We start from the raw sequence: 23,357 nt of genomic DNA, 5'->3' as shown, positions 1-23,357 counted from the left end.
CCGCATGTCGCAATATAGACAGCTCGTTCTGTATAGTGACCTGTAGCCGCATACAGCGGGAGACATTTTCGACCACTAAATCGACATGGAGACGGACTATGGATGCTTCAAACAGTGAGCTACAGCTACATTCGCGTACCGGCAAGGGTGAAGGCGAAACCGTTGGCATCGCGCTGCTTGGATTCGGCACCGTGGGCGCGGAAGTTTTCCGCCTCTTAGATGAAAATGCGGATGCCTTTGCTCATCGCATCGGTGGGCCAGCAGAGATCCGTGGCATCGCCATCCAGAACAAGAATAAGCTGCGCCCGGGCGTGCCCAGCGAATTGTTGACGGATGATGCCAAGGCCCTGATCTCCCGCGATGATATCGACTTGGTGGTGGAGGTCATCGGCGGGATCGATTTCCCGCGCGAGCTGGTGTTGACCGCGCTTAATTCCGGCAAGTCCGTGGTGACGGCGAATAAGGCGCTCGTTGCCGCGCACGCTGATGAATTGGCCGAGGCCGCCGAACGCTCCGGCGTTGACCTGTACTTTGAGGCCGCCGTTGCCGCCGCCATCCCCGTCGTGGGTATGCTGCGTCGCTCCTTGGCAGGCGACCAGATCGAGCGCATCTCCGGCATCGTCAACGGCACGACCAACTACATCTTGGATGCCATGGAATCCACCGGCGCCACCTATGACGAGGCCCTGGCAGAAGCTACCCGCCTGGGCTATGCCGAGGCGGATCCCACCGCGGACGTGGAGGGGCATGACGCGGCGTCCAAGGCCGCCATTATGGCCTCCATCGGTTTCCACACCCGCGTGAAGTTCGAGGACGTGCACTGCGAGGGAATTACCGATATCACGGCAGACGATATTGCCGCGGCGAATGATGCCGGCTATTCCATCAAGCTGCTGGCCATTTGTGAGCGCCTGCGCCGCGAGGATGGATCCGAAGTGGTCAACGCGCGCGTGCACCCGACCTTGGTGGCCAAGGAGCACCCGCTGGCTACCGTCAGCGAGTCCTATAACGCCATCTTCGTCGAGGCTGAGGCAGCCGGATCGCTCATGTTCTACGGCAATGGTGCTGGCGGCAACCCCACTGCTTCGGCCGTGCTTGGCGATGTCGTCGGTGCCGCCCGCAATATCGTCCACGGCGGCCGCGCGCCTGGCGAGAATACCTACGCTAACTTGCCGATTGCGGACTTCGGCGAGGTTGATACCCGTTTCCACATCGATATGGAAGTCCAGGACCGCGCTGGCGTCTTGGAGGCTATTTCCGCGCTTTTCGCACAGCATGGGGTATCCCTGCGCACCGTGCGCCAGGAAGACGGCGAGGACACCGCGCGCCTTATCGTGGTCACCCACGCTGCCAAGGAAGCGACCCTGGAAAACATCGTCTCCGCCTTGGGCGAGCTCGATGAGGTCAAGGCCGTTCACTCGGTCATCCGCCTGGGCAGCTAAACCGGTTCGATATATTAGTCACCATGAGCATCGAAGTTGAAGTCGGCACCAAAGCGATAGTCACCGTCCCCGCCTCCACGGCGAACCTGGGGCCGGGCTATGACACCCTGGGCATGTCACTGAGCATGTATGACACCGCCGAGGTGGAGGTCATTCCCTCCGGCCTTGAGGTGGAGATTTTTGGCGAGGGGGCAGAAGACCTCCCGCGCGATGGCTCGCACCTGATGGTTAAGGCCATCCGGTCCGCCCTATCTGCGGCCGAAGCTACGGTGCCGGGGCTGCGCGTGGTTTCGCATAATACGATTCCCCAATCGCGCGGCCTGGGTTCTTCGGCGTCTACAGCGGTCGCCGGCGTGGCCGCGGGCAATGCCTTGGCGGGCAGCCCGCTGACCCAAGATCAGCTCGTGCAATTGTCCTCGGCGTTTGAGGGCCACCCGGATAATGCCGCGGCCTCGGTACTGGGCAGTGCCGTGGTCTCGTGGACGACGGTTCCTGTCGATGGCCGATCCTTACCGGAATACAAGGCCGCTACCATCAACGTGCATCCCGATATTCGGGCGACCGCGCTGGTGCCGGATTCCCACGCCTCCACCCAGGCGGTGCGTCGCGTTCTGCCTTCGCACGTGACGCATTCCGATGCCGCCTTTAACGTCTCCCGCACCGCCGTCCAGGTAGCCGCATTGCAGAACTACCCGGAGTTACTGTGGGAAGGCACCCGCGACCGCTTACACCAGCCGTATCGCGCCGACGTGCTTCCCGTGACCGCGGAGTGGGTGAACCGCCTGCGCAACCGCGGGTACGCCGCCTATCTTTCCGGAGCGGGGCCAACGGTGATGGTGCTGCACACGGAGGACATCGACGAGAGTATTCTCGATGATGCCCGCGAGCAGGGCCTGCGCGTCTTCGATCTCAAGGTCGCGGGCCCGGTTCGCGTGGAAGTTACACAGGCTTAATCTCGATCTGGCACACTTCGGGGCGCTGCATCGGCGTTAAGGCGATGTCCGCGTCCGTACCGCTGGCTTCCTGCAAAAAGCCAGCGTGTATGGCGCAGACAAAGGGGCTCGGGGTGGTTCCGGAGGAGACGAACGGGCAGGCATTCAACTCGATTTCGGAAGGATCTGCGCCCTGCGAAGGATCAAAACCCATATCGCGCAGGGTGGCAAAAAGGGTATCGAGCGCCCCGCTGTGAATGTCCGCGCCCGTGGCGCGCGCCCATTGGCGTCCCAGCTCCCGGGCCTGTGGGGAAGAGAAATCATCGAGCTCTTCTTTGCCCGCGAGCATCGAGGTCAGCACGCTAATGAGGCTGACGTATTCGTCTGCGATGGCGCGGTTATCTGGCACGCGCGCCTGGAAAATCAGGGACGGGCGTCCGCGACCGGTGCTGTGCTCTGGAACGGCGGTGACGGCACCGACATGAATGAGCTCATCGATATGCCCGCGCGCGGTATTGACGTGCATGCCTAAATCTTTTGCTACCTCCGCCGCACGGGCTCCTCGCGGGTAGTGCTGGAGCTGCGTGAGCACCTCGCGCTGCTTAGGGGAAAGCTTGAGTGCTTCTGGGAAAAGTTCTGTACTGGGGCGGGGGAGCGAATTAGGCATGCGATTAACTTCGTATCTCTGAGTGCTGTTGAGGGGCTTGATTAACAGAAATCTTATCTTTAGCCACGCTATAGGATACGGTATCGCCAGTATCAATACCTAAAGCTACCTGCCTACTCACCGGCACAGTGATGGATTGCCCGTCCATATCTAGGCTTAATCGAGCATCCGCCGTGCTGGCAGCTTCTACCGCGATGACCTTGGTGGACCAGTGATTGACCCCGGTAGAGGCTTCAGCCGTAAGGTGCACGTCGCTGGGTTTAAAGGTGACCGCTACCTTATCGCCGGCGCGGAGATCGGCGGGCCCGCCAGTGATGGTGGCATTCCCGCAGGTAATGACGGTCTCGGTAGCAGTCGCCTCTGTGACGGTGCCTTCCACGCGGTTGAGGCCTGCGATATTAGCCACGAAGCCGGTGGGTGGGACATCGAGGAGGTCTGCGGCAGGCCCGTGGGCGGTGACGCGGCCGGAATTCATGACCACCATGTCATCGGCAAGCCCGGCAATATCCAACGCATTGTGGGTCACCAGCAAGGTGGTGCGGTCGCGGCGGGTAGCGCGCAGGAAGCGGCGCCACTTGCTGGCGGATTCCACATCGATGGCCGCCAAGGGCTCATCCAGAATCAGGATGGTGGGCCGCGCGGCGAGCGCGCGGACGAAGGCGACTTGGGCGGCCTGGCCGCCGGAAAGGGCTGGCACGGGGACATCGTTAAGCTCACGCAAGCCCGCCGCCTCCAGCAACTGCGTGGCGCGCTGCTTATCGCGGGTGACCATCGCGATGGCTTGGTTGGCGGTAGCCCGCGGCGGCAGGCCGGGGCGCTGGGTCAGCAGGACGATGTCATCCTGGTTGGCGCTAATCTCCGCGCCGGTCAGACGCCCAGCGATGCGGCTCATCAGCGTGGTTTTGCCCGAGCCATTGGAACCGACGATGGCGGTGATCGCGCGCGGGGTAAATTCCGTCGTCTCCCCATCCGCCGTGACGGATAGAGTAGGGGCCTTTTCCGGGGCCGTCAGGGCGCTGAGCTTCTCATAGTCCATGCTGTGCAGCTCGCGGGCCTGCGCCTGATAGGAACGCTGGAGGAGAGAGGGAAGCCCGGCGAGGGCGAGGCAGAGGATGGCCATCGCAATGAGGATGGCGGAAAGCACATAGGCACCATCGGTATCGACCTCGCGCTCCAGGTAAATACCGAGCGGCATCGTGCGGGTCACGCCCGGCTGGGAGCCCGCAAAGGTCAGCGTGGTACCGAACTCGCCGAGGGACCGGGCAAAGGCAAGGCCGGCGCCGGTGGCCAAGGCGGGGGCGATGGAGGGGATGGTGATTTTGCGCAGTACCTCCCAGCGGGAAAGGCCTACGCTGGCGGCAGAGGCCAAAATCTCTTGATCCAATTGGCGCAGGGCGGAATCGACCGCCACCACGACGAAGGGCAAGGCGACGAAGCACTGCGCGGCGATGACGCCGGGAAAAGCAAAAGCAAAATGGAAGTCTATGGCGTCAAGAAACGGGGCTAAATAGCCCCTGCGGCCAATGGCGGCGGTCAGCGCCAAACCGCCCACCACGGGTGGCATGGCCAGGGGCAAATAGATGAACAGGCGGATAACGCCGCTGCCTCGGCCGAGTTGTTGGACCCATAAGGCAAGGCCGGTCCCCAGCACCATCGCCAGCAGCATTGATTGGAATGCCGCGGTAAGGGACAGCTTGAGCATGTCCCAAATCTCCGGTTTGGCGAGGTATTCGCCGATGCGGTTCCACGGTACGCGCAGCCCCAGGGAGGCTACGGGGACGAGGATGACAACGACCGCGATAAGGCCGATAAGGCCGATAACGAGCGGAGATTTAAGGCGTATGGGCTGGGGAGGGGTCATTGATTAATCTGCTGGGTTAAAGCCGTGCTCTTCCCAGGTCTTATCAAAGTCATCGGCCAGCAGGTCAAGGACCTTCTGTGCCTCTTCTGGGTGTGCAGCCTCGGCGGAGACTGCGCCTAGGATTTGGTTGGCAAACTTATCAGCATCCGGAATCTCGATAACCTCTACATCATCGCCAGCGGCCGCGGCGTCGGTGGAGTAGACCCAGCCGGCATTGGCCTCACCGGAGACGACCTTGCCCAAAACGTCAGCGACCTGCTGCTCCTGGGAGGCGGGCTTTACGTCCAGGTTGTTTTCTTCGATGATCTGGGAAGAGATATCTCCGCAGGGAACCTGCGGGTCACAGATGACGAAGCGGTCTTCGTTCTGCAGATCCTCGATGGAGTGGATATTGCCCGGGTTGCCCTTCGGCACGACCATCACCATGACGTTGGTGGCAAGCACTTTCGGGTCCTTGACGGTTCCGTCATTGATTGCCTTGTCCATGGTCTTTTTGGACGCGGTAAGCAGCAAGTCCGCAGGAGCGCCCTCGCTGAGCTTATTGACCAAGTCGGAAGAGCCGCCATTTTGGAACTCGAGGTTTACCGGGGCGTCGAACTCGGAAGCGCGCTTTTCCAGTTCATCGTTGATGACGCGGGTGGACGATGCAGCCAGTAGGTTCAAGCTGGTCTCCTCCGCATCGGAGGTAGTGGAGGTATCGGGAGAGCAGGCGGAGAGCGCCAGCCCGGTCGCAGCCACGGCGGCTGCGGCAAATTTCTTATTCATAGTGAATGTTCCGTGTTATGTAGGCAACTTAGTATGAGAGATGAAGTTATCAGCACATAGCCTATCGATTGTTACGGAAATACACTACGAAATTCGCGTGAACTTGATGTGATAGTCGTTTTCTTCTTCCTTGAGGTACGACAGCTCAAATTTCTCCGCGCGCTCTTCTACTTCCTTGAGTAGGGGGAGGGGGTTGTGTGGGGCGATGAGGATCATGGCTTGGCCCACGTTCAGGGTGCCCAAAGCGCCGTGGATGGCACCGTGACGCACGGCGTGGGGGATTTCGGTCGCGTTGAGCGTGGGGATGGAGTTCTGCTGGGAAGAATCGGTGATGGGAAGTTCCATGGTGAGGATCATCCTTTCGGAGGTGGGGTGAGGTTTTACCTTGCCACCAATATTAGTACGATTAAAGCCGTGATAAATAATAGGCTGGCGCACCGCTTCTTCTTCCTTGCCTGCGCGGGGCTGTCCTTGCTGGTTGGGCTCGCCGCCGGGGCATCCCTGCTCGGCGTGGGTTTCTCGCCGGCTGCCTCCGTCGCCGCCGATCATGGCCCCTTGATGGTCTTTGGCTTTGTCGGCGGCGCTATCGGGCTGGAGCGCGCCGTCGCCGTGAGCACGCGGTGGGCCTGGACAGGACCCATCTTCCACGTCGCCGGTTTTGTGGGCATCGTGGCGGGCCTGCCGCGGCAGGTTCCGGCGTTGTGTTTTGCCGCCGGCTTCATCGTGCTGGGGTTTATCTATGCCACCATCCACCGGCGCCAGCCCGCCCTGTCCATCATTGTGCAGGCCACCGGCGTCATCGGCGGGGTAGCGGCGGCACTGCTGTGGGCCATCGAGCCAGCGTTTTCTACCGCGATGCCGCTGTGCGTGCTCTACGTGGTAGCGACGATCATCGGCGAGCGCATGGAGCTGGCCCGCATCACCATGGCTGGCACGCAGGCGGAAAAGCGGATTACGCTGTGGGTTTTGGGGTTGGCGGCGCTCAGCGTGGTCTATATCCTCTCTCCGGCAGTGGGCTATCGCGCGATGGGCGCGGCGCTTATCGGCGTTGTGATTTTTACCATGCGCGTGGATGTGGCGAAGAACCTAGTGCGCTCGCGCGGGCTGCCGCGCTATTCCGCCGCGTGCATGCTCGCCGGGTATTTTTGGTTGGCCCTCGGCGGCTATTTCTGGCTGCTCTATGGCGAAAGCTCCGGCTTTGCCTACGACGCCTCGGTGCACGCCATCTTTTTGGGCTTTGTCATGTCCATGATTTTCGCCCATGCCCCCATCATTATTACCTCTGTCATCCGCCGCTACTTGCCCTACCATCCGGTGCTGTTCCTCCCCGTAGCGGTCCTGCACGGCGGGCTGGCGCTGCGCATTCTTGCCGATGTCGCCCGCCACACCGTCGCCTACCAAGTAGGCGGGCTGACTACCATCGCCGCCATCTTGGTTTTCCTCGCCTGCGGCATTACTTTGTCGGTGAAGGAGGCCCACCGTGCACATTAATGACATTTCCCTGGCCGCCCGCAGCCGCTGGCACATCGTGACCGCAGCCCTTATCGGCGCGTGGGTGCTTATCGGCATCGGCATCAACGTGGCGGGTCACCTGGGCGCGCCCGTGGTGTGGTGGGACCTCATCCACCCGCTGACCATCGGCGCGCTGACCACGGCCATCGTTGTATTTTCCACCCACTTCACCGAGGCGCTTACACGCACCGCCAATAACGGATACCGGGGCGTGGGCGCACGCGTGGTACTCATCCAGGTGGGCCTTGTCCTGCTCATTATCGATCGCGCCGGATATGACTGGGGCCTGCTTGCCGATGCCGCCTCCCTCCTCATCATCGCCGCCCTTGCCTGGCAGCTCGTCTTTATCTACACGCGCTTGCGCGGCTCGCTTTCCGGATCGTTTGCGGTGACGGTGCCGTTTTATGCGGCCGCATCCATCTTCATGATTGCCTCCGTGGTGCTGGTGATCTTAAGCGGCAATGGCGTAGGCAACTATTCCTTCCTGGTGGCCGCCCACTCGCGCGGCATGGTGTGGGGGTTTGCGTGGCTGACCATCGTGGGCACCATCGTGACGCTCCTTCCCACCTTGTCCAGCACCGCGATTTCGCCCACCGCGCGCACCAGGTGTACGCGCGGGCTCATCGTCCACTGCACCGGGCTAGCCCTGACCATGGTCTGCGGCGCGGTGGGGTGGACGCGCGCGGCGGGCATCGCCCAGCTGCTCGTCGTGCTCGCCGCCATCATGATCATCCAACCCGTCCTGGCCACCGTGCTGGGGCGCAACCCTCGGCTCACCACAGCATCGGTATCCGTTATCGCAGGACTGCTGTGGATGGTGGCCCTGTGCGCCGGCGATGCCGTCGCCGCAGCGCTCGGCGCTTACCCGCGCGTCATCACGCTGTTTTTGGTTCCGGCCTTCATCGGCGGCGGCATTTTGCAGCTGGTCACCGGCGTCTTGCACCACCTCTTGCCCACGCTGGTGGGAGGCGGTCCTGCCAAGGTGCACCACGGCCGGGATGCCGCGGACCGCGCCGGTTTTGCCCGACTCGTCCTCATCAACCTCGGCGCCCTGCTGAGCCTTGTCAACGCCCTGCCTGCTGGGCTTATCCTCATGGGGATGGGCTTAGCATTAAACGTGCTTGCCGTGGGCCGCGCCGTCTACCAACAACAGAATCTGGAGAATTAAATGCTTAGTGTTTCTTCCCCACAGCCACAGGATAAGCCGCCGGAGTCCGGCAACTCCCAATGGGCCTCGTGGTTACTTATCGGTATCGCGCTGGCCGCGGTAATCGCGCTCGCCCTAGTCAATACCACCTCTAAGGACTCCCAGCCATCAAGCTCTGTTGCCGAAGGTGAAACCCACACCATTGACGTAGAAGTCGATGGTATGGCCTTCGTCCCCAACCACGTTGATATCGATCCCGGCACCCACTTGGTGGTTAACTTCACCAATACCGGGGACCAAGTCCACGATCTAAAGATTGGTGATGCCGAAACCGGCCGCGTCGATCCCGGCGATACCGTGCAGCTCGATGCCGGTGTCATCGAATCCAGCATCGAAGGCTACTGCACCATTGCCGGTCACCGCCTGCAAGGTATGACCTTTGACGTCAACGTGGACGATTCCGCGCCAAGCACCGGCGGGCACGATCACCACCATGCCGTGGCAGGGGCATCCAACCCGCACGTTGATGTTCCGAGCGCCGCCGAACTCGGTGCCTCCCGCGAAGGTTTTAGCGCCTATGACGCCTCCCTGGCGCCGGCGGCTAATACCACCACGCATGAAGAAACCTGGTCGATGACCGAGGAAATCGTTGAGGTAGCCCCAGGAGTTAAGCAGATGCAATGGCTTTTTAATGGCCAGGCGCCAGGGCCGACGCTGCGCGGCAAGGTGGGCGATAAGTTCAAGATCACCATCAAGAACGAGGGCAGCATGGCCCATTCCATCGACTTCCACGCCGGTGAGGTCAACCCGGATGAAAACATGAAGTCCATCCAGCCCGGGGAAGAACTGACCTACGAATTCACCGCGAATCGCGCCGGTATTTGGATGTACCACTGCTCAACCGCCCCGATGTCCCTGCACATCGCCAACGGCATGGCCGGCAACGTCATCATCGATCCACCAGATCTCAAGGACGTGGATGCCGAGTACAACTTCATCGCCAACGATGTCTTCCTCGGCGAGGAAAAGACCGGCGCCGATGCCCAGCGCGTAGCCGATGGCGAGTTCGACCTCATGGCCTTTAATTACTACCCCAGCCAGTACGACGTCGATCCCATCAAGGCCAAGGTAGGCGATACCGTTCGCCTGTGGATCCTGAACGTCGGCCCCGATCAGCCGCTTAGCTTCCACGTGGTGGGCGAGCAATTCGATACTGCCTACAAGGAAGGCGCCTATCTCATCAAGGACGAGGAAAAGACCGGCTCGCAGGCCTTCGACCTACTTCCCGCGCAAGGCGGGTTTGTGGAAATGACCTTCAACGAGCCCGGAACCTATTCCTTTGTCAACCACATCATGACCAACGCGGAAAAGGGACAGCACGGCAAGTTCGTCGTTACCGAATAAAGCGTTGCCAACCCCACCCCGTCCTTCGCGCTCACCAGGGCACTGCCGATAGGTAGTTCCACCTCTCCCCGTGAGCGCGAAGGGGCGGGGTTCTTTATTGCTAGCCTCTCCTTGGCGCTCACTGGGTGGAAGTATCTACGGGCGCACCGCCTTGCCGGTGAGCGCGAAGGGCGCGTGGGAGGCGAGTGGTGGGTGCATGGGGAGCGCCGGAGTAAACGTAGACATAAGGAAACCGCCGCGGGCCATCCAAATATTGGACAGCGCGCAGCGGTGAAAGGACCGAGGAACTACCTAGGCACCGTGGCCCGGGGTTTCTCCTTCCAATTGCTTCCGGTTGGAGCGGATAGGCTCCCACGCGGTATTGGAGCGCATCGGGGTGGTGCGCTCATCGCGGGAACGGTAGACCACGTACGGGCGGGTAACGTAGCCGACCGGCGCCGAGAACGCGTGGACAAGGCGGGTAAAGGGCCACACGGCGATGATGGTGAATCCGCAGAGGACGTGGACCTTAAATTGCCACGGGGCACTGGCCATGAGGTCTGGCTGGATGTTGAAGATCAACAGCTGGCGCAGCCACGGGGAAATGGTTTCGCGGTAGTCGTACCCGCCGGTGCCGGCGAGGTCAAAAAGCTGCAGGGTAAAGGTGGCAAAAGAACCCGATACCAGTGCGAGGCCGAGCAGCGCGTACATGACCTTATCCGAGGTGGAGGTGGACAAGAATACGGAGCGGTTCTTTAGCCTGCGGTACAGCAAACCGGCAAAGCCCAGCAGGACCGCCAGAGCGGCGATGGAGCCGGGGATGGTGGCCAAGAGATGGTAGGCGTGGTCGCTGATGCCAACGGCCTGGGTCCAAGATTTGGGGAATGCCAAGCCCATTAGGTGGCCAATGACCACGAAGACCATGCCCCAGTGGAAAAGCGGCGAGGATAAACGCAGCAGCTTGGATTCATAGATTTGGGAGGAGTGGGTGGTCCAGCCGAATTGGTCGGAACGCCACCGCCAGAAGATGCCCACAAAGAACGCCGCGATGGCTAACCACGGGAAGGCACCCCAGAGGAAGTTATCAAACATGATGTGGCTCCTAGACGAGGTCTGGTTGGGTAGTGGGGAAGGGAAGGTCTGCAATGCCGACCATCTCGGCGGGTGGGCCGGTGCGGATGAGATCGACGTACTTTTGCGCGGTATCAGAATCGACTTCTGGAAGGGCCTTGCACAGCGCGACGATCAAGCTGACATACGGCGAACGCTCGCGGGCGAGGGCCGCGCGCAGCACCTCGATTCCTTCGCGGTAGCTGGCCACTAATTCGACGGCGCGCTCGTGCGTATCCCCCTCGCTCATGGCGAGGGCTTCGAGGACGACGCAGAGGTGATCAGGTAGCTCTGCATCCGAAATCTCGAAGCCGAGCGATTCTAATTGCTGGCGGAAGGACAAAATGGCCATTCCACGCTGGCGGGTATCGCCAACAGCAAAGTAGGACAGGTACAGCGCGCAGCGTCGGCGCTGGTCAAAGGTCTCGACGTAGTGTTCTTCCAAGCCGCGGGGGCCGATGCTGCGGGCCCATTCGGCGAAGTTGATGAAGTCGGTGGCAATGGCCAGCGGCAGGTCATCTACTTGGTCTTCGACCGCGGAGAGGCGGTCAAAGATATCTTCGCCGGGGTAATTCAGCAGCACGGACACGGCCATGGCGACGATTCGCCGCTGGTCTTCAGTGACCTCGACCGGCGTGACAAATTCATTGGGGACTTGACCTGTGTGGGTGCGCAGCGTCTTTTCGACGTCCTTGGCACCGCCCATGGAACCGATGCCAGCGGGTGTTCCGAATCCTGCCACGGGGGCATCGCCACCCTGCTGGGCCGATTGCCGCTGCAGGGATTCCTGGCGTTTGCGGAGTTTATCGAAGATATTCACGGCTAACCTACTTCCGCGGCGGGAACATGGCATCGGGCCGGTCACCGCTCCAGGAGAGTAGCGAGACCTTGCCCTGTGGTTCCGCGCCGTGGGTGCAGGCCTCGGGCGCGCCCATGCCCAGGTCGTGGAAGACGTCTTCGGAGGCCTTGGCCGGATCCACATCGCCGAACGGATCCAAGTCGGTTATGCCGCGCGGGGATTCGGGCGAAGCGGTGGGGATGACGTAGCGGTCATCGTATTTAGCGATGGACAACAGGCGGTACATGCCTTCCATCTCCCTGCCTGTCATGCCTACTGCCTGGGCGATTTCCTCCTGCGGTTCGTTGCCCAGGTTGATATCGCGCATATACGAGCGCATGGCGACGAGCCGACGCAGCGACTTTTCTACCGGGACGGTATCGCCGGCGGTAAATAGGCCCGCTAGATATTCCAGCGGAATGCGCATATTCGATAGCGCCGAGAAGAGGATCTTGTGGTCCTCGCCGTCGTTGCCGGTTGCGGTCACCTTGTCAACGATGGGCGACAGCGGCGGGATGTACCAGACCATCGGCAGCGTGCGGTACTCCGGGTGCAGCGGCAGAGCGACGCCGTACTTGAAGATGAGGTCGTAGATCGGCGACTGCTGCGCGGCATCGATCCAGGAGTGCGGGATGCCCTCAGCCTGGGCCGCGCGGACAACTTCAGGATCGTGGGGGTCGAGCATGATCGACTTTTGGGCCTCGAAAAGGTCCTGCTCATTTTCGGTAGAGGCGGCCTCGGCCACGCGGTCGGCATCGTAGAGGATGACGCCCAAGTAGCGCAGGCGTCCCACGCAGGTCTCGGAGCACACGGTGGGCTGTCCCACTTCGAGGCGCGGGTAGCACAGCGTGCACTTTTCGGCCTTGCCGGTCTTGTGGTTGAAGTAGACCTTCTTATACGGGCAGCCGGATACGCACATGCGCCAGCCGCGGCAGCGGTCTTGGTCCACCAGGACGATGCCGTCTTCGGTGCGCTTATACATCGCGCCAGAGGGGCAGGAGGACACGCAGGTCGGGTTCATGCAGTGCTCGCAAATACGCGGCAGGTAGAACATGAACGAGTCCTCGATTTCCTTCTTGACCTCGAGGTTCATGTTGTGGAGCACGGGGTCATCGTCAAGCGTGGCAGTAGAGCCACCCAGGTTATCGTCCCAGTTGGAGGACCATTCGATCTTGCCGATGTCCCGGCCGTCGATCTGAGAGACCGGTTTGGCGGTGGGCTGGGTCTTCTGTCCCGCCTCGGCGCCCATGAGGTCCTCGTACTGGTAGGTCCAGGGCTCGTAGTAATCCTGGATGGTGGGCAGGTTGGGGTTGTGGAAGAGGGGGGCTAGCTTTTTGAGGCGCCCGCCGGCCTTGGGCTTGATCTTGCCAGACGCCGTGCGCTCCCAGCCGCCCTTCCACTTTTCCTGGTCCTCCCAGGTGCGCGGGTAGCCGAGGCCGGGGCGGGTTTCGACGTTATTGAACCAGATGTACTCGGTGCCTTCGCGGTTGGTCCATGCCTGCTTACAGGTAACTGAACACGTGTGGCAACCAATGCACTTGTCCAGGTTCATGATCATGGAGATTTGGGCCATGACTTTCATTAGTAGGATACCTCCTGGGAACGGCGGCGTACGCGGGTGACTTCATCGCGGTTATTGCCGGTAGGGCCGATGTAGTTGAAGTGGTAGGTCAGCTGGCCATAGCCGCCAGCGATGTGCACCGGTTTGATGGAAATGCGGGTCAGCGAGTTGTGCGTGCCGCCGCGGCGGCCGGTGTGCTCGTTGATCGGCGTGCCCACCGTGCGCTCCTGTGCGTGGTTGCACAGCATGGTTCCCTCCGGAATGCGGTGGGAGACAATGGCGCGGGCGGAGACGACGCCGTTGCGGTTATATACTTCGACCCAGTCATTGTCCGTCACGCCGATTTTCTCGGCGTCCTTATTGGACATCCAGACCACCTGGCCACCGCGCGAGATGGAGAGCACGTGCAGGTTGTCGAAGTACTGCGAGTGGATGGACCACTTATTGTGCGTGGTCAAGTAACGCAGGGTGACCTCGGCCTCGCCCCGGTCATTGGTCAATTCCGTGCCCGGCGCGAATTCACCGTGCATGTGGACGTGATCTAGCGGTGGGCGGAAGATCGGCAGCGATTCGCCGTAGTCCATAAACCAGTCGTGGTCGATGTAGTACTGCATGCGGCCGGTCAGCGTGTGCCAGGGCTTATCGAACTCGACGTTGATGGAAAAGGCGGTGTAGCGGCGCTTATTACGCTTATCGGCGGTCCACTCGGGAGAGGTGATGACCTCCTTCGGGCGTTCCTTGATGTCATCCCAGGTGATGCGTACGTCTTCATCGGGAGTGCCCAGTGGCGTCAGATCCTTGCCGGTGCGTGAGGACAGGAACTCAAAACCTTGCTTGGCTAGCTCACCGTTGGAGACACCAGACAGGTGCAAGATGGCGTCGATGACCTTGGTGTCCTTGGACAGATCCACCAGCTCGCCCATCGAGGTCTCCGTGGTGCCACAGATGAGCTCGAGCTCCTTGACCTGCTTTTCCACGTTGAACTTGGTGCCGTGCACGCCGGTGCCGGCCTTGGCGGGAAGCGGGCCTAAGTGCGCCCACTTTTCGTAGACCTTGGTGTAATCGCGCTCGACAACGTGCAGCTTTGGCATCGTGACCCCAGGGATAAGGCCCTGTTCTTCGGGGTCGGGGACGATGCCGTTGGGCATGCCAAGCTCGTCCGGGCTGTCGTGGTGGCTCGGCTGGGTAATGACATCGCGTTGCACGCCCAGCCACTTGGTGGCTTTATCAGAGAGGGCTGCGGCCAAGTCCCGGAAGACCTCGTAGTCCGAGCGGGCCTCCCACGGCGGGTTAATCGCCGCGTTAAACGAGTGCAGGTACGGGTGCATGTCGGTAGAGGACATATCGTGCTTTTCGTACCAGGTTGCGGCCGGGAAGATGAGGTCCGAGACCAGCGTGGTGGAGGTATTGCGGAAGTCCGTGGTCATCATCAGATCCAACTTGCCCTCCGGTGCCTTATCCACCCACTTGATGCTGCGCGGGCGGTCTTCGGGGGCTAGTTCTTCCGCGGTGGCATCCGAGTCGATGCCCAAGAGGTGGCGCAGGAAGAACTCGGTGCCTTTGGCGGACGAGCCGAGCAGGTTGGTGCGCCAGTTGAGCAGGATGCGTGGCCAGTTCTCCTCGGCGGACGGGTTGTCATAGGAGAATTCCAGGCGGCCGCTTTCTAGCTCTTGGACCACGTAGTCGTTGATGTCCATGCCGGCCTCATCGGCTTCATCGGCAAGGAAGAGGGAGTTGCGGTTGAACTGCGGGTAGGCCGGCATCCAGCCGCGGCGCATGGATTCCGCCATGGTATCGGAGACCATCTTGTCCCCAATGGAACCGTGGCTAGCCAGCGGCGAGCCCAAGTGGGAGGCGCGCGAATTATCGTAGCGATACTGTTCGGTGGCGAAGTAGTAGAAGCCGGTGGAAATCATGTGGCGCGGCGGGCGCTGCCAGTCGGCGGCCATAGCCCACTGGGTCCAGCCATTGATCGGGCGCAGCTTTTCCTGGCCGACGTAGTGCGCCCAACCGCCACCGTTAACGCCCTGGGTGCCGCACATGGAGGTCAACGCCAAGAAGGTGCGGTAGATATTATCGGCGTGGAAGTAATGGTTGACGCCAGCGCCCATGATGATCTGCGAACGGCCCTTGGAATCCGCGGCGTTTTGCGCGAATTCGCGGCCAATGCGGATGGCGGTATCGGCGGCCACGCCCGTGAGCTCTTCCTGCCAGGCGGGGGTGCCGACCTCGCTGGAATCGTGGAAGTCCTTTGGCCAGCTACCCGGCAGGTGGAGATCCTCGCGGTTGACGCCGTAGTGGGCGAGCATGATGTCGAAGACGGTGGTAACCAGCTTGCCGTCGACCTCGTGGACGGGGACGCCGCGGTGGACGATGCCCGCGCCAATGGGCTTGTCGGTCCCCACGTCCTCTGGGTTGGTATCCAGGTCAAAGCGGGGGAAGAGCACCTCGGCGGTATCAAAGCTATCGGTTTCTGCGATGGACATGACCGGATCGGCGTTATCCAGCGCCAGGTTCCACTTGGCGCTCTCGTTATCCCAGCGGTCTGCCACGGTGCCGCCTGGGTCAACGATGCGTCCGTCTTCTTCCATCACAAGGCCACGGTGGGTGGCGTTGGGGGAGGAGTTCAAGGTGGCATCGGCAAGCTGCGAGGCGGTGAGGAATTTGCCTGGGGTGTAGGTGCCGTCGCCGTGGTCTTCCAGGGATACCAGGAAGGGCGAGTCGGTGTATTTGCGCATGTAGTTCAGGAAGTACGGTTCCTGGCGGTCCACGTGGAAGGTCTTCAAAATGACGTGGCCCATGGCAAAGGCGAGCGCGGCATCCGTTCCTGGCTCGATGCGGGCCCACTCATCGGCGAACTTGGTATTATCCGCAAAGTCGGGCGAGACCACGACGACCTTGGTGCCCTTGTAACGCGATTCCACCATGAAGTGGGCGTCTGGGGTGCGGGTGACCGGGATATTCGAGCCCCACATCATGAGGTAGGAAGAGTTGTACCAGTCGCCGGACTCGGGGACGTCGGTCTGGTCGCCGAAGGTCTGCGGGGATGCCGGCGGCAGGTCGGCGTACCAGTCATAGAAGGAGAGCGCGACGCCGCCGATGGTCTGCAAGAAGCGCATGCCCGCGCCATAGGAAATCTGCGACATGGCCGGGATCACGGTAAAGCCGTTGATGCGGTCAGGACCGTACTTGCGGATGGTGTAGACGTGCGCGGCCGAGGCGATGTCGATGGCCTCTTCATAAGAGATGCGGATGAGCCCGCCCTTGCCGCGCTGGGAGATATACGCCTTGCGCTTTTCGGGGTCCTCTTGGATGGCGCGCCAAGCCAGGACGGAATCGCCGTGCTTAGCCTTTTCCTCGCGGAACATATCTACCAGCACGCCGCGGGCATACGGGTAGCGCACGCGGGTAGGAGAGTAGGTGTACCAGGAAAAGGAGGCTCCACGCGGGCAGCCGCGGGGCTCGTATTCTGGCATGTCATTGCCAGTGGTGGGGTAATCCACCGCCTGGGATTCCCAGGTGATGACGCCGTCTTTGACGTAGACCTTCCACGAGCACGAACCGGTGCAGTTCACGCCGTGGGTGGAGCGCACCATCTTGTCGAAGGCCCAGCGGTTGCGGTAAAAGACGTCCGCCTGGCGGCCGCCCTTTAAGAAAAGCTGCTGACCAGAATCGGTAGCTTCGCCTTTGCGCAGGTAGGCACCGAACTTAAAGAGCGGATTTGAAGAGCCCTTTTCGGGCGCGAAGTATGCAGTCATGGGGGTTGAAAGCTCCTAATTATCCGGGAAATGGGGCGTTGGGGCGGGCGTAGTAGATCCACACCAACACGGTGGTAATGGCAAAGTACACGGCGCAGCCCCAGAAGAACGTCGGTGCAGACATCATGGAAAGCAAGACACCTGCGACAAACGGGCCGAAGGCGCCGATGGCACCGGTCCAACCGATAACGCCGCCTGCTTGGCGCTTGGGCAAAATCATGGGCATTTGCTTAAACGTGCCGGCGTTGCCCAAGCCCGTGAAGAAGAAGAAAATGAGCATGGTGCCCAGGAACCACCAGACCTCATCCGGCTCGTCCGGGGTGAGGAAGAAGGTAGCCACGACGGTAAAGATGGTCATGCCCAGGCAGCCAATGAAGGTCCAGATGGCGCCGCCGAACTTATCGCACAGCGGGCCCCACAGGGCGCGGACGAGCGCACCGATAAGTGGTCCGAGGAAGGCGTAGCTCGCGCCGGCGGGCAGGTTCTCGTAGGTGCCGGCAAATTCGGAGCCTTCGCCGAAGATCTGGTTAATAAGCAGCGCGGTTTGCGCGGCGAAGCCTGAAAATGCGCCGAAGGTCATGAAGTAGACGACGGTAAGAATCCAGGTGTTCTTATTGCCAAAGATGTCCATCTGCTGGCGGAAATTCGCCTTCACGGGAACATCCTTGAGCAGGGTCCATGCCAGGAATGCGCCGACGATGGCCCACGGCACCAAGAAGATGGCGGGGTTGTGGACAAAGATTTCGCCGTCATCGGTGCGCTGCGGGGCAACAAAACCTACGCCCAGCAGGGTAAAGCCCATGAGCCATGGGGCGACCAGCTGGATAAAGGAGATGCCGAAGTTACCGATGCCGGCCTGGATACCCAGCGCGGTACCGGACAGGCGCTTGGGGAAGAAGTAGCCGGTCGAGGGCATGAATCCGGAGAACACGCCGCCACCGATGCCGGAGAGGAAGGCGAGGGTCATCAGCCACCAGTACGGGGTGGAGGAGTCCTGTACCGCGAAGAACCAGCCCAGCATGGGGATGATAAACAGCAGCGAGGAGCTGAAGACGAGCTTGCGCGTGCCGAGGATAGGCGGCAAGAACATGAAAATGAGGCGGAAGATACCGCACGCCAATCCGGGAATGGCGGTCAGCCAGTAGAGCTGGCTGCGGGTTAAGTCGAAACCAATCTGGTTCAACTGCGGGGCAATTGCCGATACGAGGTACCAAGTGGCAAAGCCAATGATAAGAACAAATGTGGAGATCCACAGCGTGCGCCAGGCAATTTTGGAATCCCAGTGGTCGGAATCTTCTGGATCCCAACCTTGGATGACTTTGCCTGAGGTATCAAGAGCGGTCATGATTTCCTCACAGGTAGTAGGTCGTTCAACTCCTTAATCCACCGGCGACTATGCTCGAAAAGGTAAATAAAAACGGTAAAATCCGTATCTAATTACGGCATACAAATGTTGCGTAATTCTTGATCGATTCCGATGCCGCAGGTTAGCCCCGTGCCCCAAATGTGTTGGTGTCGAAAACTGAATGATGTGATATTAACCACACTCCACAGTGGGAAAGGAATGAGACTTATGTCCCAAAGAAAGGCACAGATAATCGTCAGCTCGGACCGCATTTTGGCCGGGGAAAAACCGAACCGCGCCGGGGAGAAAGCGGCAGAAATCCTGCGCACCCACGACATCGATGTCGCGCCACCGAGCATCGTGCCGGAGGGCCTTAAGCCAGTCGACGACGCGCTGCGGACCGCCGTGGATACCGGCACCGATATAGTCGTGGTAATCGGCGGCACCGGCATCGGGGCGACGAACCTGACCCCAGAGGTCACCGAGCGCTATATCAAGGCCCGCCTCTACGGCCTGGAGACCCAGGTGCTCCTGCGCGGGCTCGAGTCCTCGCCCAAGGCGGGTCTGTCCCGCGGGATCATCGGCATGACCGACCACGGCGGCGGCAGCCTCATCATCAATTGCGCCTCGTCTACCGGCGCCGTGGCAGATGCTCTTGGGGTTATTGCGCCGCTGCTTGCCGATGTCTTCCGCTCCCGCGGCGAATAATGCCTCCCTCACCATCCCTTCGCGCTCACGGGGAGGGCGGCGTGTACTTGCCTTAGCCGCGCCGGTGAGCGCGAAGGGCGGGGTGCGGTGGAATGTCCTGCAATTCGGCAGGGGTATCGTAATCGCGCTCGGCACCGGTGCCGGCCACCTCGACGAAATCGGCGCCGCGGATAAGCCTTTTTACGGAGACATTGCGGGTCGACTCCAGCGCGCCCAAGCGTTCGAAGATCGCATCGGTATGCCACAGCGAACACAGGGGCTGTAAGTACCCATCCGCGGCGCGGGTAATCGCGGCATCGGCGCTGGGCGCGGCCTGCAACGCGTAGTTAAGGTGCGGGAGGAGCTGCGGGGAATCGGGAGCATCCACAGCGAAGAGTGCCAGGCGGTCGCAATGCGACAAAGCGCGCGCACCAGCTTCGATGCCGGCGACAGGGCCGCCGAAAAGCGGCGACTCGCACACCTGCGGCAGGCTGAGGTAATGCGGGGAAATAACGATAGACGGCATGCCATAGGGAAGCTGGCGCAGCAGGCGGTCCACCAAGCGCAGGCCAAAGGCGCGCACCTGTGCCTTATCCGCCCCGCCCATGCGGCGCGATTGCCCGCCGGCCAGAATGATCGCGCCGTCCATTAAGCCTCCGAGAGGGTCCTAGACCAATCGCCGGAGCGCCCGCCCGATTTCGCCACGATGCCACAGCGGCGAATAAAAGCAGAGCGATCGACGCCCTTGACCATGTCAATGAGCGCCAAGGCAGCAACGTTGACCGCGGTCAGTGCCTCCATTTCCACGCCGGTGCGGTCGGCGGTGCGCACGGTGGCGGTGATCTTCACGTGGGCATCGGCAAGCTCGAGATCCACTGCGCAGCCATGCACGCCGATGGTGTGCGCGAGCGGCAGGAGCTCTGGGACCTTCTTCGCTGCGGAAATGCCGGCAATGCGCGCGACCGCCAGCACGTCGCCCTTGGGCACGGTGCCCTCGCGCAGCGCGGTCATGACCTCTCGGGAGCAGACGACCTCGCCCTCGGCGGTGGCGGTGCGCACGGTCGGCTGCTTCTCGGTCACATCGACCATGTAGGCGGTGCCGGCGGAATTGAGGTGGGTAAACTCCATGAAAAATTCTCCTCTTTAATAAAGATAGACGGTGGTCTCTTTGCCCGTGGCGGGGGCGGGTCCATCAATGATGCAATACCCATTCGTACCGGCCAGCGAGACCACCCGGTGGCTGCCACGGCTTAACGCGCCAGTAATCCTGGGCTTTCCCGCAAAGCTTACGGTCACCGGAACGATGACGGGGCGCGTGCTTGCCGGTGGCAGCGGGACCTCCACCTTCGCACGCAGTTGCACGGCCTCCCGCGGGTGCGGCTGGCCCGATAAGGCGGCGATAAGCGGGCGGGCATAAAGCTGGTAACCGACGAAAGCCGCCACCGGATTGCCTGGCAGCGCAAGCACCGGAACACCCCGCCACCTGCCGATGCCCTGCGGCGCACCGGGCCGCTGGTGAACGTGTCCAAACCACGAATTATCGCCCGTGCCCAGCACCCCGTGCACCACGTCGAAGGCGCCGGCCGATACCCCGCCGGAGGTAATGATGAGGTCGTGGAATGCGCTGAGCTCATCGAGCAATCTGGATAACTCCGCAGGATCGTCGCCCACGTGCGAGTAGGACTCCGTGTGGGCGAGGGAGGCGAGCATCGGACCATTGGAATCCGGCAGGCGCCCTGAGGCGAGTTCATCCGGATAGGCGGATAGCTCATTGCCGGAAGAAATTACCGCGATGCGCGGGCGCCGGTAAGCCTTTACAGAATAGATGCCGGTGGATATAAGCGCCGCGATAACGGCGGCATTGGCGGTAGTGCCGGCAGTAGCAACGACGGTGCCGGGTTGTATATCTTCTCCAGCGGGGCGGATATGGGTTTTTGCAGGCGCGGCGGTGACGGTGACCTCGCGCGGCAACTCCGTGGGACCAGGCGGAACGGTGGTTTTTTCTACTGGGACGACGATTAAGCCAGTGGCATCGCCCACCGGGGCCCCGGTCATGATGCGCACCGCCTGACCGACGGGAACTGCCTGAGCGGCAGCGCCGGCGGGAACATCGCCTGCTACCGGCAGCGTCCACGGACCTGGGCCCGCGCCCGAAATATCTGCGGCACGGACGAGGAAGCCATCCATAGCGGAATTGGCAAACGGCGGGACGGGAAAGCGCGCGGTAGCATCCTCCGCCAATACCCGGCCGCGCAGCGCGGGGCCAACGGGAACGGACTCTGCACGCGGTGCCGGCGCCAGCGCCAAAACCGCGGAAAGGTGCTCAGAAATGGAACGCGATGCGGACATAAATAATTAGATTAGCCGCCTATGGCAGACATGGGACGATCCGGCTGCAAAAAGCCCTCATCATCAATGCCATGGCCCGGTTTCTTCGTCCACATTTCCCCGGCCCACACCTCCATTAATTCCTCGTCGCTGGCGCCAGAGCGCATGAGATCCCGCAACTGGGTTTCGGAATTGCCAAACAGGCAGTTGCGCACGGCACCATCGGTGGTAAGCCGGGTGCGGTCGCAGTCGCCGCAGAAGGGATGGGTTACGGAGGCGATGATGCCGAGCTTGCCGGCGGTGCCATCGGGGGCGATAACATCCCATAAAGCGGCCGGGGCTGATCCGCGCGGCTCGCGCGCCGGGCGCATGGAAAAGTGGCGTTGTAGCCGGTGCAAGATGTCATCTGCGGTGACCATGTCTTCGCGGCGCCACTTTTCCCGCGGTCCGAGCGGCATCTGCTCAATAAAGCGCAGCTGGGCGCCCTGGTGCAGCGCATAGTCCGCCAGCGGGACGATATCTGCTTCATTGACGCCGGGCATGACCACCGCATTGATCTTGACGGGGTTCAATCCGGCATCGGCTGCGGCGGCGATGGCTTCGAGCACGTGGGCTAGCCGATCGCGCCGGGTGAGTGCGGCATAGCGCTGTGGATCGATGGTATCCAGCGAGATATTAATGCGGTCGAGGCCTGCTGCGGCAAGCTTTGCGGCGCGCTTTTCCAAGCCCAACCCATTAGTAGTCAGCGCCGTCGATGGCGCAATGCCTTCATCCGTGGTGAGTTCCTTGGTAGCGGCGATGATTTTTTCCAAGGATTTGCGCAGCAGCGGCTCGCCGCCGGTAAAGCGCACCTGGCGGATTCCGAGCTTTTCCACGCCGAGGCGGATGAGCCGGATGGTCTCTTCATCGGACAGCGTTTGCTGCGTGGGCATCCACTCTAAGCCTTCGGCCGGCATGCAGTACGTGCAGCGCAGGTTGCAGCGGTCCGTGAGGGACACACGCAGGTCGCGTGCCCTGCGGCCGTAGCGATCAACCAAGGCGCGGGTGCCGTCGCTTGCCGCGGCAGGTAAATCCTCCGGCGGCTGCGTCCGGCCCACGGTGGGCAGGGGCAGGGACACCGCTGAAGAAGAAGGCGTTGGTGAAGTCATTGCTGCCAGTCTACGAGTGGGAAACAAGGTACACCAAGCTACAACGCAACCTGGCTGATGATTATTCCTCGTTTTCCCGGTTAAAATCGCTTTCGTTGATTTCGTCAAGGCGCTGGGCTTCACCTGGGCCCTTGAGGCGGATGATATTGTAATCGCCTTCCGCCAAGTGGGTGCGCAGATCCTTCTTATCAAACTTGCCCACTGAGGTCTTATCGATCGACTTTACGAAGGCCCAGTACTCCGGCAGCATCCAGCTAGGCAATTCCTTGCGCAGGCTCTGGCGCAATTTTTCGGCCGTTTCGATGGTGGGAGAGGCTTGTTCATCCAAGACGGTCACGGCGAGGGGGCGTTCCACCCACTGCTTATCTGGGTAGCCAATTACCGCGGCTTCCACCACATCTGAATTGGCCATGATGAGGTTTTCCAACTGCACCGAATAGATCCACTCGCCACCCGAGCGGATGACATCGCGGGCGCGGTCTTCCACGGTGAGGAAGCCGTCCTTCGTTACGGAGCCGACATCGCCTGTGCGCAACCAGCCATCTGCGGTGAACTTGGACTCCGCGGCCTCGACCGGCTTGCCGCGGAACTCGGAAGCCACTTCACCCGGCTCAGCGGTGGGGGAATGATAATAAGAACCGGTCACGAGGTTGCCACGCACCTGGAGCTCACCGGCATTGCGGTCGGTCTTCGATACCACTTGGCCGTCATTGACCACGCGGTATTGCAGCGAAGCGGCGATCTTTCCCTGGGAGATGCGATAAGCCCAGCGGGTATCGCCGGACGCTCCCTGCGGCGGGCGATACCCGCTGGGCTTATCGCATCCCCCAGGGAAAGATCGCCGCTTCGCTGCAATACCGCGTGGTCAATGAC

The 23,357-nt window shown here is 61.4% G+C and carries 19 protein-coding genes and 1 pseudogene; 6 read left to right on the top strand and 14 right to left on the bottom strand.

Annotated features, from left to right (window positions below):
- The first annotated feature begins 98 nt into the window (after positions 1 to 98).
- Both ABRP66_RS02290 and thrB read left to right on the top strand, forming a co-directional pair.
- Positions 99 to 1,442 carry a homoserine dehydrogenase gene (locus tag ABRP66_RS02290; RefSeq protein ID WP_284782551.1) on the top strand — a complete coding sequence of 448 codons (1,344 nt, stop codon included), beginning with the start codon at positions 99 to 101 and terminating at the stop codon, positions 1,440 to 1,442.
- A 23-nt stretch (positions 1,443 to 1,465) separates the two neighbouring features.
- Positions 1,466 to 2,395: a homoserine kinase gene (gene thrB, locus ABRP66_RS02285; protein WP_284852162.1), complete on the top strand. Its 930-nt coding sequence runs from the start codon at positions 1,466 to 1,468 to the stop codon at positions 2,393 to 2,395.
- On the opposite strand, the gene ABRP66_RS02280 is transcribed toward thrB, so the two are convergent.
- The 4 genes from ABRP66_RS02280 to ABRP66_RS02265 all read right to left on the bottom strand — a co-directional run bounded on the left by ABRP66_RS02280 (position 2,382) and on the right by ABRP66_RS02265 (position 6,012).
- The gene (locus ABRP66_RS02280) at positions 2,382 to 3,041 is read right to left on the bottom strand and encodes a helix-turn-helix transcriptional regulator (RefSeq protein WP_284796325.1); all 660 of its coding nucleotides are present in this window, start codon (positions 3,039 to 3,041) and stop codon (positions 2,382 to 2,384) included. The two genes, thrB and ABRP66_RS02280, sit on opposite strands and share 14 nt — an antisense overlap.
- 4 nt (positions 3,042 to 3,045) lie before the next feature.
- Entirely contained in the window at positions 3,046 to 4,902 is a 1,857-nt protein-coding gene (locus tag ABRP66_RS02275) for an ATP-binding cassette domain-containing protein (protein WP_349838285.1), read from the bottom strand.
- A gap of 3 nt (positions 4,903 to 4,905) precedes the next feature.
- Positions 4,906 to 5,667: a molybdate ABC transporter substrate-binding protein gene (modA, locus tag ABRP66_RS02270; protein WP_349838284.1), complete on the bottom strand. Its 762-nt coding sequence runs from the start codon at positions 5,665 to 5,667 to the stop codon at positions 4,906 to 4,908.
- 84 nt (positions 5,668 to 5,751) lie between these two features.
- A complete protein-coding gene (locus ABRP66_RS02265; RefSeq protein WP_284769854.1) occupies positions 5,752 to 6,012 on the bottom strand; it encodes a DUF2249 domain-containing protein in 261 nt (86 codons plus the stop codon).
- 69 nt (positions 6,013 to 6,081) lie between these two features.
- Between ABRP66_RS02265 and ABRP66_RS02260 the strand changes: the two genes are divergently transcribed.
- The 3 genes from ABRP66_RS02260 to ABRP66_RS02250 are packed head-to-tail and all read left to right on the top strand — an operon-like array spanning position 6,082 to position 9,730.
- Complete coding sequence (locus ABRP66_RS02260; protein ID WP_349838283.1) at positions 6,082 to 7,158, top strand: DUF8744 domain-containing protein; 1,077 nt, start codon at positions 6,082 to 6,084, stop codon at positions 7,156 to 7,158.
- Positions 7,148 to 8,347: a beta-carotene 15,15'-monooxygenase gene (locus ABRP66_RS02255; RefSeq protein ID WP_284850276.1), complete on the top strand. Its 1,200-nt coding sequence runs from the start codon at positions 7,148 to 7,150 to the stop codon at positions 8,345 to 8,347. The genes ABRP66_RS02260 and ABRP66_RS02255 overlap by 11 nt, the downstream gene beginning before the upstream one ends.
- A complete protein-coding gene (locus ABRP66_RS02250) occupies positions 8,348 to 9,730 on the top strand; it encodes a multicopper oxidase domain-containing protein (protein ID WP_284850275.1) in 1,383 nt (460 codons plus the stop codon).
- 291 nt (positions 9,731 to 10,021) lie between these two features.
- Here the strand turns inward: ABRP66_RS02250 and narI are convergent, their stop codons facing one another.
- The 5 genes from narI to ABRP66_RS02225 are packed head-to-tail and all read right to left on the bottom strand — an operon-like array spanning position 10,022 to position 18,321.
- Positions 10,022 to 10,801 (bottom strand): respiratory nitrate reductase subunit gamma, encoded by a 780-nt coding sequence (narI, locus tag ABRP66_RS02245; RefSeq protein WP_005280178.1) that lies wholly within the window; start codon positions 10,799 to 10,801, stop codon positions 10,022 to 10,024.
- 10 nt (positions 10,802 to 10,811) lie between these two features.
- Entirely contained in the window at positions 10,812 to 11,639 is an 828-nt protein-coding gene (gene narJ, locus ABRP66_RS02240; protein WP_284769850.1) for a nitrate reductase molybdenum cofactor assembly chaperone, read from the bottom strand.
- A gap of 7 nt (positions 11,640 to 11,646) precedes the next feature.
- Complete coding sequence (gene narH / locus ABRP66_RS02235) at positions 11,647 to 13,239, bottom strand: nitrate reductase subunit beta (RefSeq protein ID WP_349838282.1); 1,593 nt, start codon at positions 13,237 to 13,239, stop codon at positions 11,647 to 11,649.
- Complete coding sequence (locus ABRP66_RS02230) at positions 13,239 to 16,976, bottom strand: nitrate reductase subunit alpha (protein WP_284852157.1); 3,738 nt, start codon at positions 16,974 to 16,976, stop codon at positions 13,239 to 13,241. Before ABRP66_RS02230 ends, narH begins: the two co-directional genes overlap by 1 nt.
- 19 nt (positions 16,977 to 16,995) lie before the next feature.
- On the bottom strand, positions 16,996 to 18,321 hold the full coding sequence (locus tag ABRP66_RS02225) for a nitrate/nitrite transporter (protein ID WP_284769848.1): 1,326 nt from the start codon (positions 18,319 to 18,321) through the stop codon (positions 16,996 to 16,998).
- 228 nt (positions 18,322 to 18,549) lie between these two features.
- Between ABRP66_RS02225 and ABRP66_RS02220 the strand changes: the two genes are divergently transcribed.
- Positions 18,550 to 19,029: a molybdopterin-binding protein gene (locus ABRP66_RS02220; protein WP_284782557.1), complete on the top strand. Its 480-nt coding sequence runs from the start codon at positions 18,550 to 18,552 to the stop codon at positions 19,027 to 19,029.
- 52 nt (positions 19,030 to 19,081) lie between these two features.
- Here the strand turns inward: ABRP66_RS02220 and mobA are convergent, their stop codons facing one another.
- The 5 genes and pseudogenes from mobA to ABRP66_RS02195 all read right to left on the bottom strand — a co-directional run.
- On the bottom strand, positions 19,082 to 19,657 hold the full coding sequence (mobA, locus tag ABRP66_RS02215; protein ID WP_284769846.1) for a molybdenum cofactor guanylyltransferase: 576 nt from the start codon (positions 19,655 to 19,657) through the stop codon (positions 19,082 to 19,084).
- Positions 19,657 to 20,136: a cyclic pyranopterin monophosphate synthase MoaC gene (gene moaC / locus ABRP66_RS02210; protein ID WP_284769845.1), complete on the bottom strand. Its 480-nt coding sequence runs from the start codon at positions 20,134 to 20,136 to the stop codon at positions 19,657 to 19,659. Before moaC ends, mobA begins: the two co-directional genes overlap by 1 nt.
- A gap of 15 nt (positions 20,137 to 20,151) precedes the next feature.
- Positions 20,152 to 21,357, bottom strand: coding sequence for a molybdopterin molybdotransferase MoeA (locus ABRP66_RS02205; RefSeq protein ID WP_349838281.1), 1,206 nt, complete (start codon positions 21,355 to 21,357; stop codon positions 20,152 to 20,154).
- 11 nt (positions 21,358 to 21,368) lie between these two features.
- A complete protein-coding gene (gene moaA, locus ABRP66_RS02200; RefSeq protein WP_284782559.1) occupies positions 21,369 to 22,484 on the bottom strand; it encodes a GTP 3',8-cyclase MoaA in 1,116 nt (371 codons plus the stop codon).
- 61 nt (positions 22,485 to 22,545) lie between these two features.
- A pseudogene (locus ABRP66_RS02195) lies at positions 22,546 to 23,286 on the bottom strand (AMP-binding enzyme); the annotation flags it as partial.
- Positions 23,287 to 23,357 lie beyond the last annotated feature (71 nt).

This window comes from Corynebacterium sp. KPL2680 (assembly GCF_040225675.1).
Taxonomy (GTDB): Bacteria; Actinomycetota; Actinomycetes; order Mycobacteriales; family Mycobacteriaceae; genus Corynebacterium; species Corynebacterium rhinophilum.
Note: the sequence above shows the minus strand (reverse complement) of the source record. Positions and strands in the feature narration are given on the sequence as shown.

What these genes read in the sequence shown, in the direction of transcription:
- ABRP66_RS02290 (WP_284782551.1), top strand. Translation starts at nt 99, where the DNA reads ATGGATGCTTCAAACAGTGAGCTACAGCTACATTCGCGTACCGGCAAG.
- thrB (WP_284852162.1), top strand. Translation starts at nt 1,466, where the DNA reads ATGAGCATCGAAGTTGAAGTCGGCACCAAAGCGATAGTCACCGTCCCC.
- ABRP66_RS02280 (WP_284796325.1), bottom strand. Translation starts at nt 3,041, where the DNA reads ATGCCTAATTCGCTCCCCCGCCCCAGTACAGAACTTTTCCCAGAAGCA.
- ABRP66_RS02275 (WP_349838285.1), bottom strand. Translation starts at nt 4,902, where the DNA reads ATGACCCCTCCCCAGCCCATACGCCTTAAATCTCCGCTCGTTATCGGC.
- modA (WP_349838284.1), bottom strand. Translation starts at nt 5,667, where the DNA reads ATGAATAAGAAATTTGCCGCAGCCGCCGTGGCTGCGACCGGGCTGGCG.
- ABRP66_RS02265 (WP_284769854.1), bottom strand. Translation starts at nt 6,012, where the DNA reads ATGGAACTTCCCATCACCGATTCTTCCCAGCAGAACTCCATCCCCACG.
- ABRP66_RS02250 (WP_284850275.1), top strand. Translation starts at nt 8,348, where the DNA reads ATGCTTAGTGTTTCTTCCCCACAGCCACAGGATAAGCCGCCGGAGTCC.
- narI (WP_005280178.1), bottom strand. Translation starts at nt 10,801, where the DNA reads ATGTTTGATAACTTCCTCTGGGGTGCCTTCCCGTGGTTAGCCATCGCG.
- narH (WP_349838282.1), bottom strand. Translation starts at nt 13,239, where the DNA reads ATGAAAGTCATGGCCCAAATCTCCATGATCATGAACCTGGACAAGTGC.
- ABRP66_RS02230 (WP_284852157.1), bottom strand. Translation starts at nt 16,976, where the DNA reads ATGACTGCATACTTCGCGCCCGAAAAGGGCTCTTCAAATCCGCTCTTT.
- ABRP66_RS02225 (WP_284769848.1), bottom strand. Translation starts at nt 18,321, where the DNA reads ATGACCGCTCTTGATACCTCAGGCAAAGTCATCCAAGGTTGGGATCCA.
- ABRP66_RS02220 (WP_284782557.1), top strand. Translation starts at nt 18,550, where the DNA reads ATGTCCCAAAGAAAGGCACAGATAATCGTCAGCTCGGACCGCATTTTG.
- mobA (WP_284769846.1), bottom strand. Translation starts at nt 19,657, where the DNA reads ATGGACGGCGCGATCATTCTGGCCGGCGGGCAATCGCGCCGCATGGGC.
- moaC (WP_284769845.1), bottom strand. Translation starts at nt 20,136, where the DNA reads ATGGAGTTTACCCACCTCAATTCCGCCGGCACCGCCTACATGGTCGAT.
- ABRP66_RS02205 (WP_349838281.1), bottom strand. Translation starts at nt 21,357, where the DNA reads ATGTCCGCATCGCGTTCCATTTCTGAGCACCTTTCCGCGGTTTTGGCG.
- moaA (WP_284782559.1), bottom strand. Translation starts at nt 22,484, where the DNA reads ATGACTTCACCAACGCCTTCTTCTTCAGCGGTGTCCCTGCCCCTGCCC.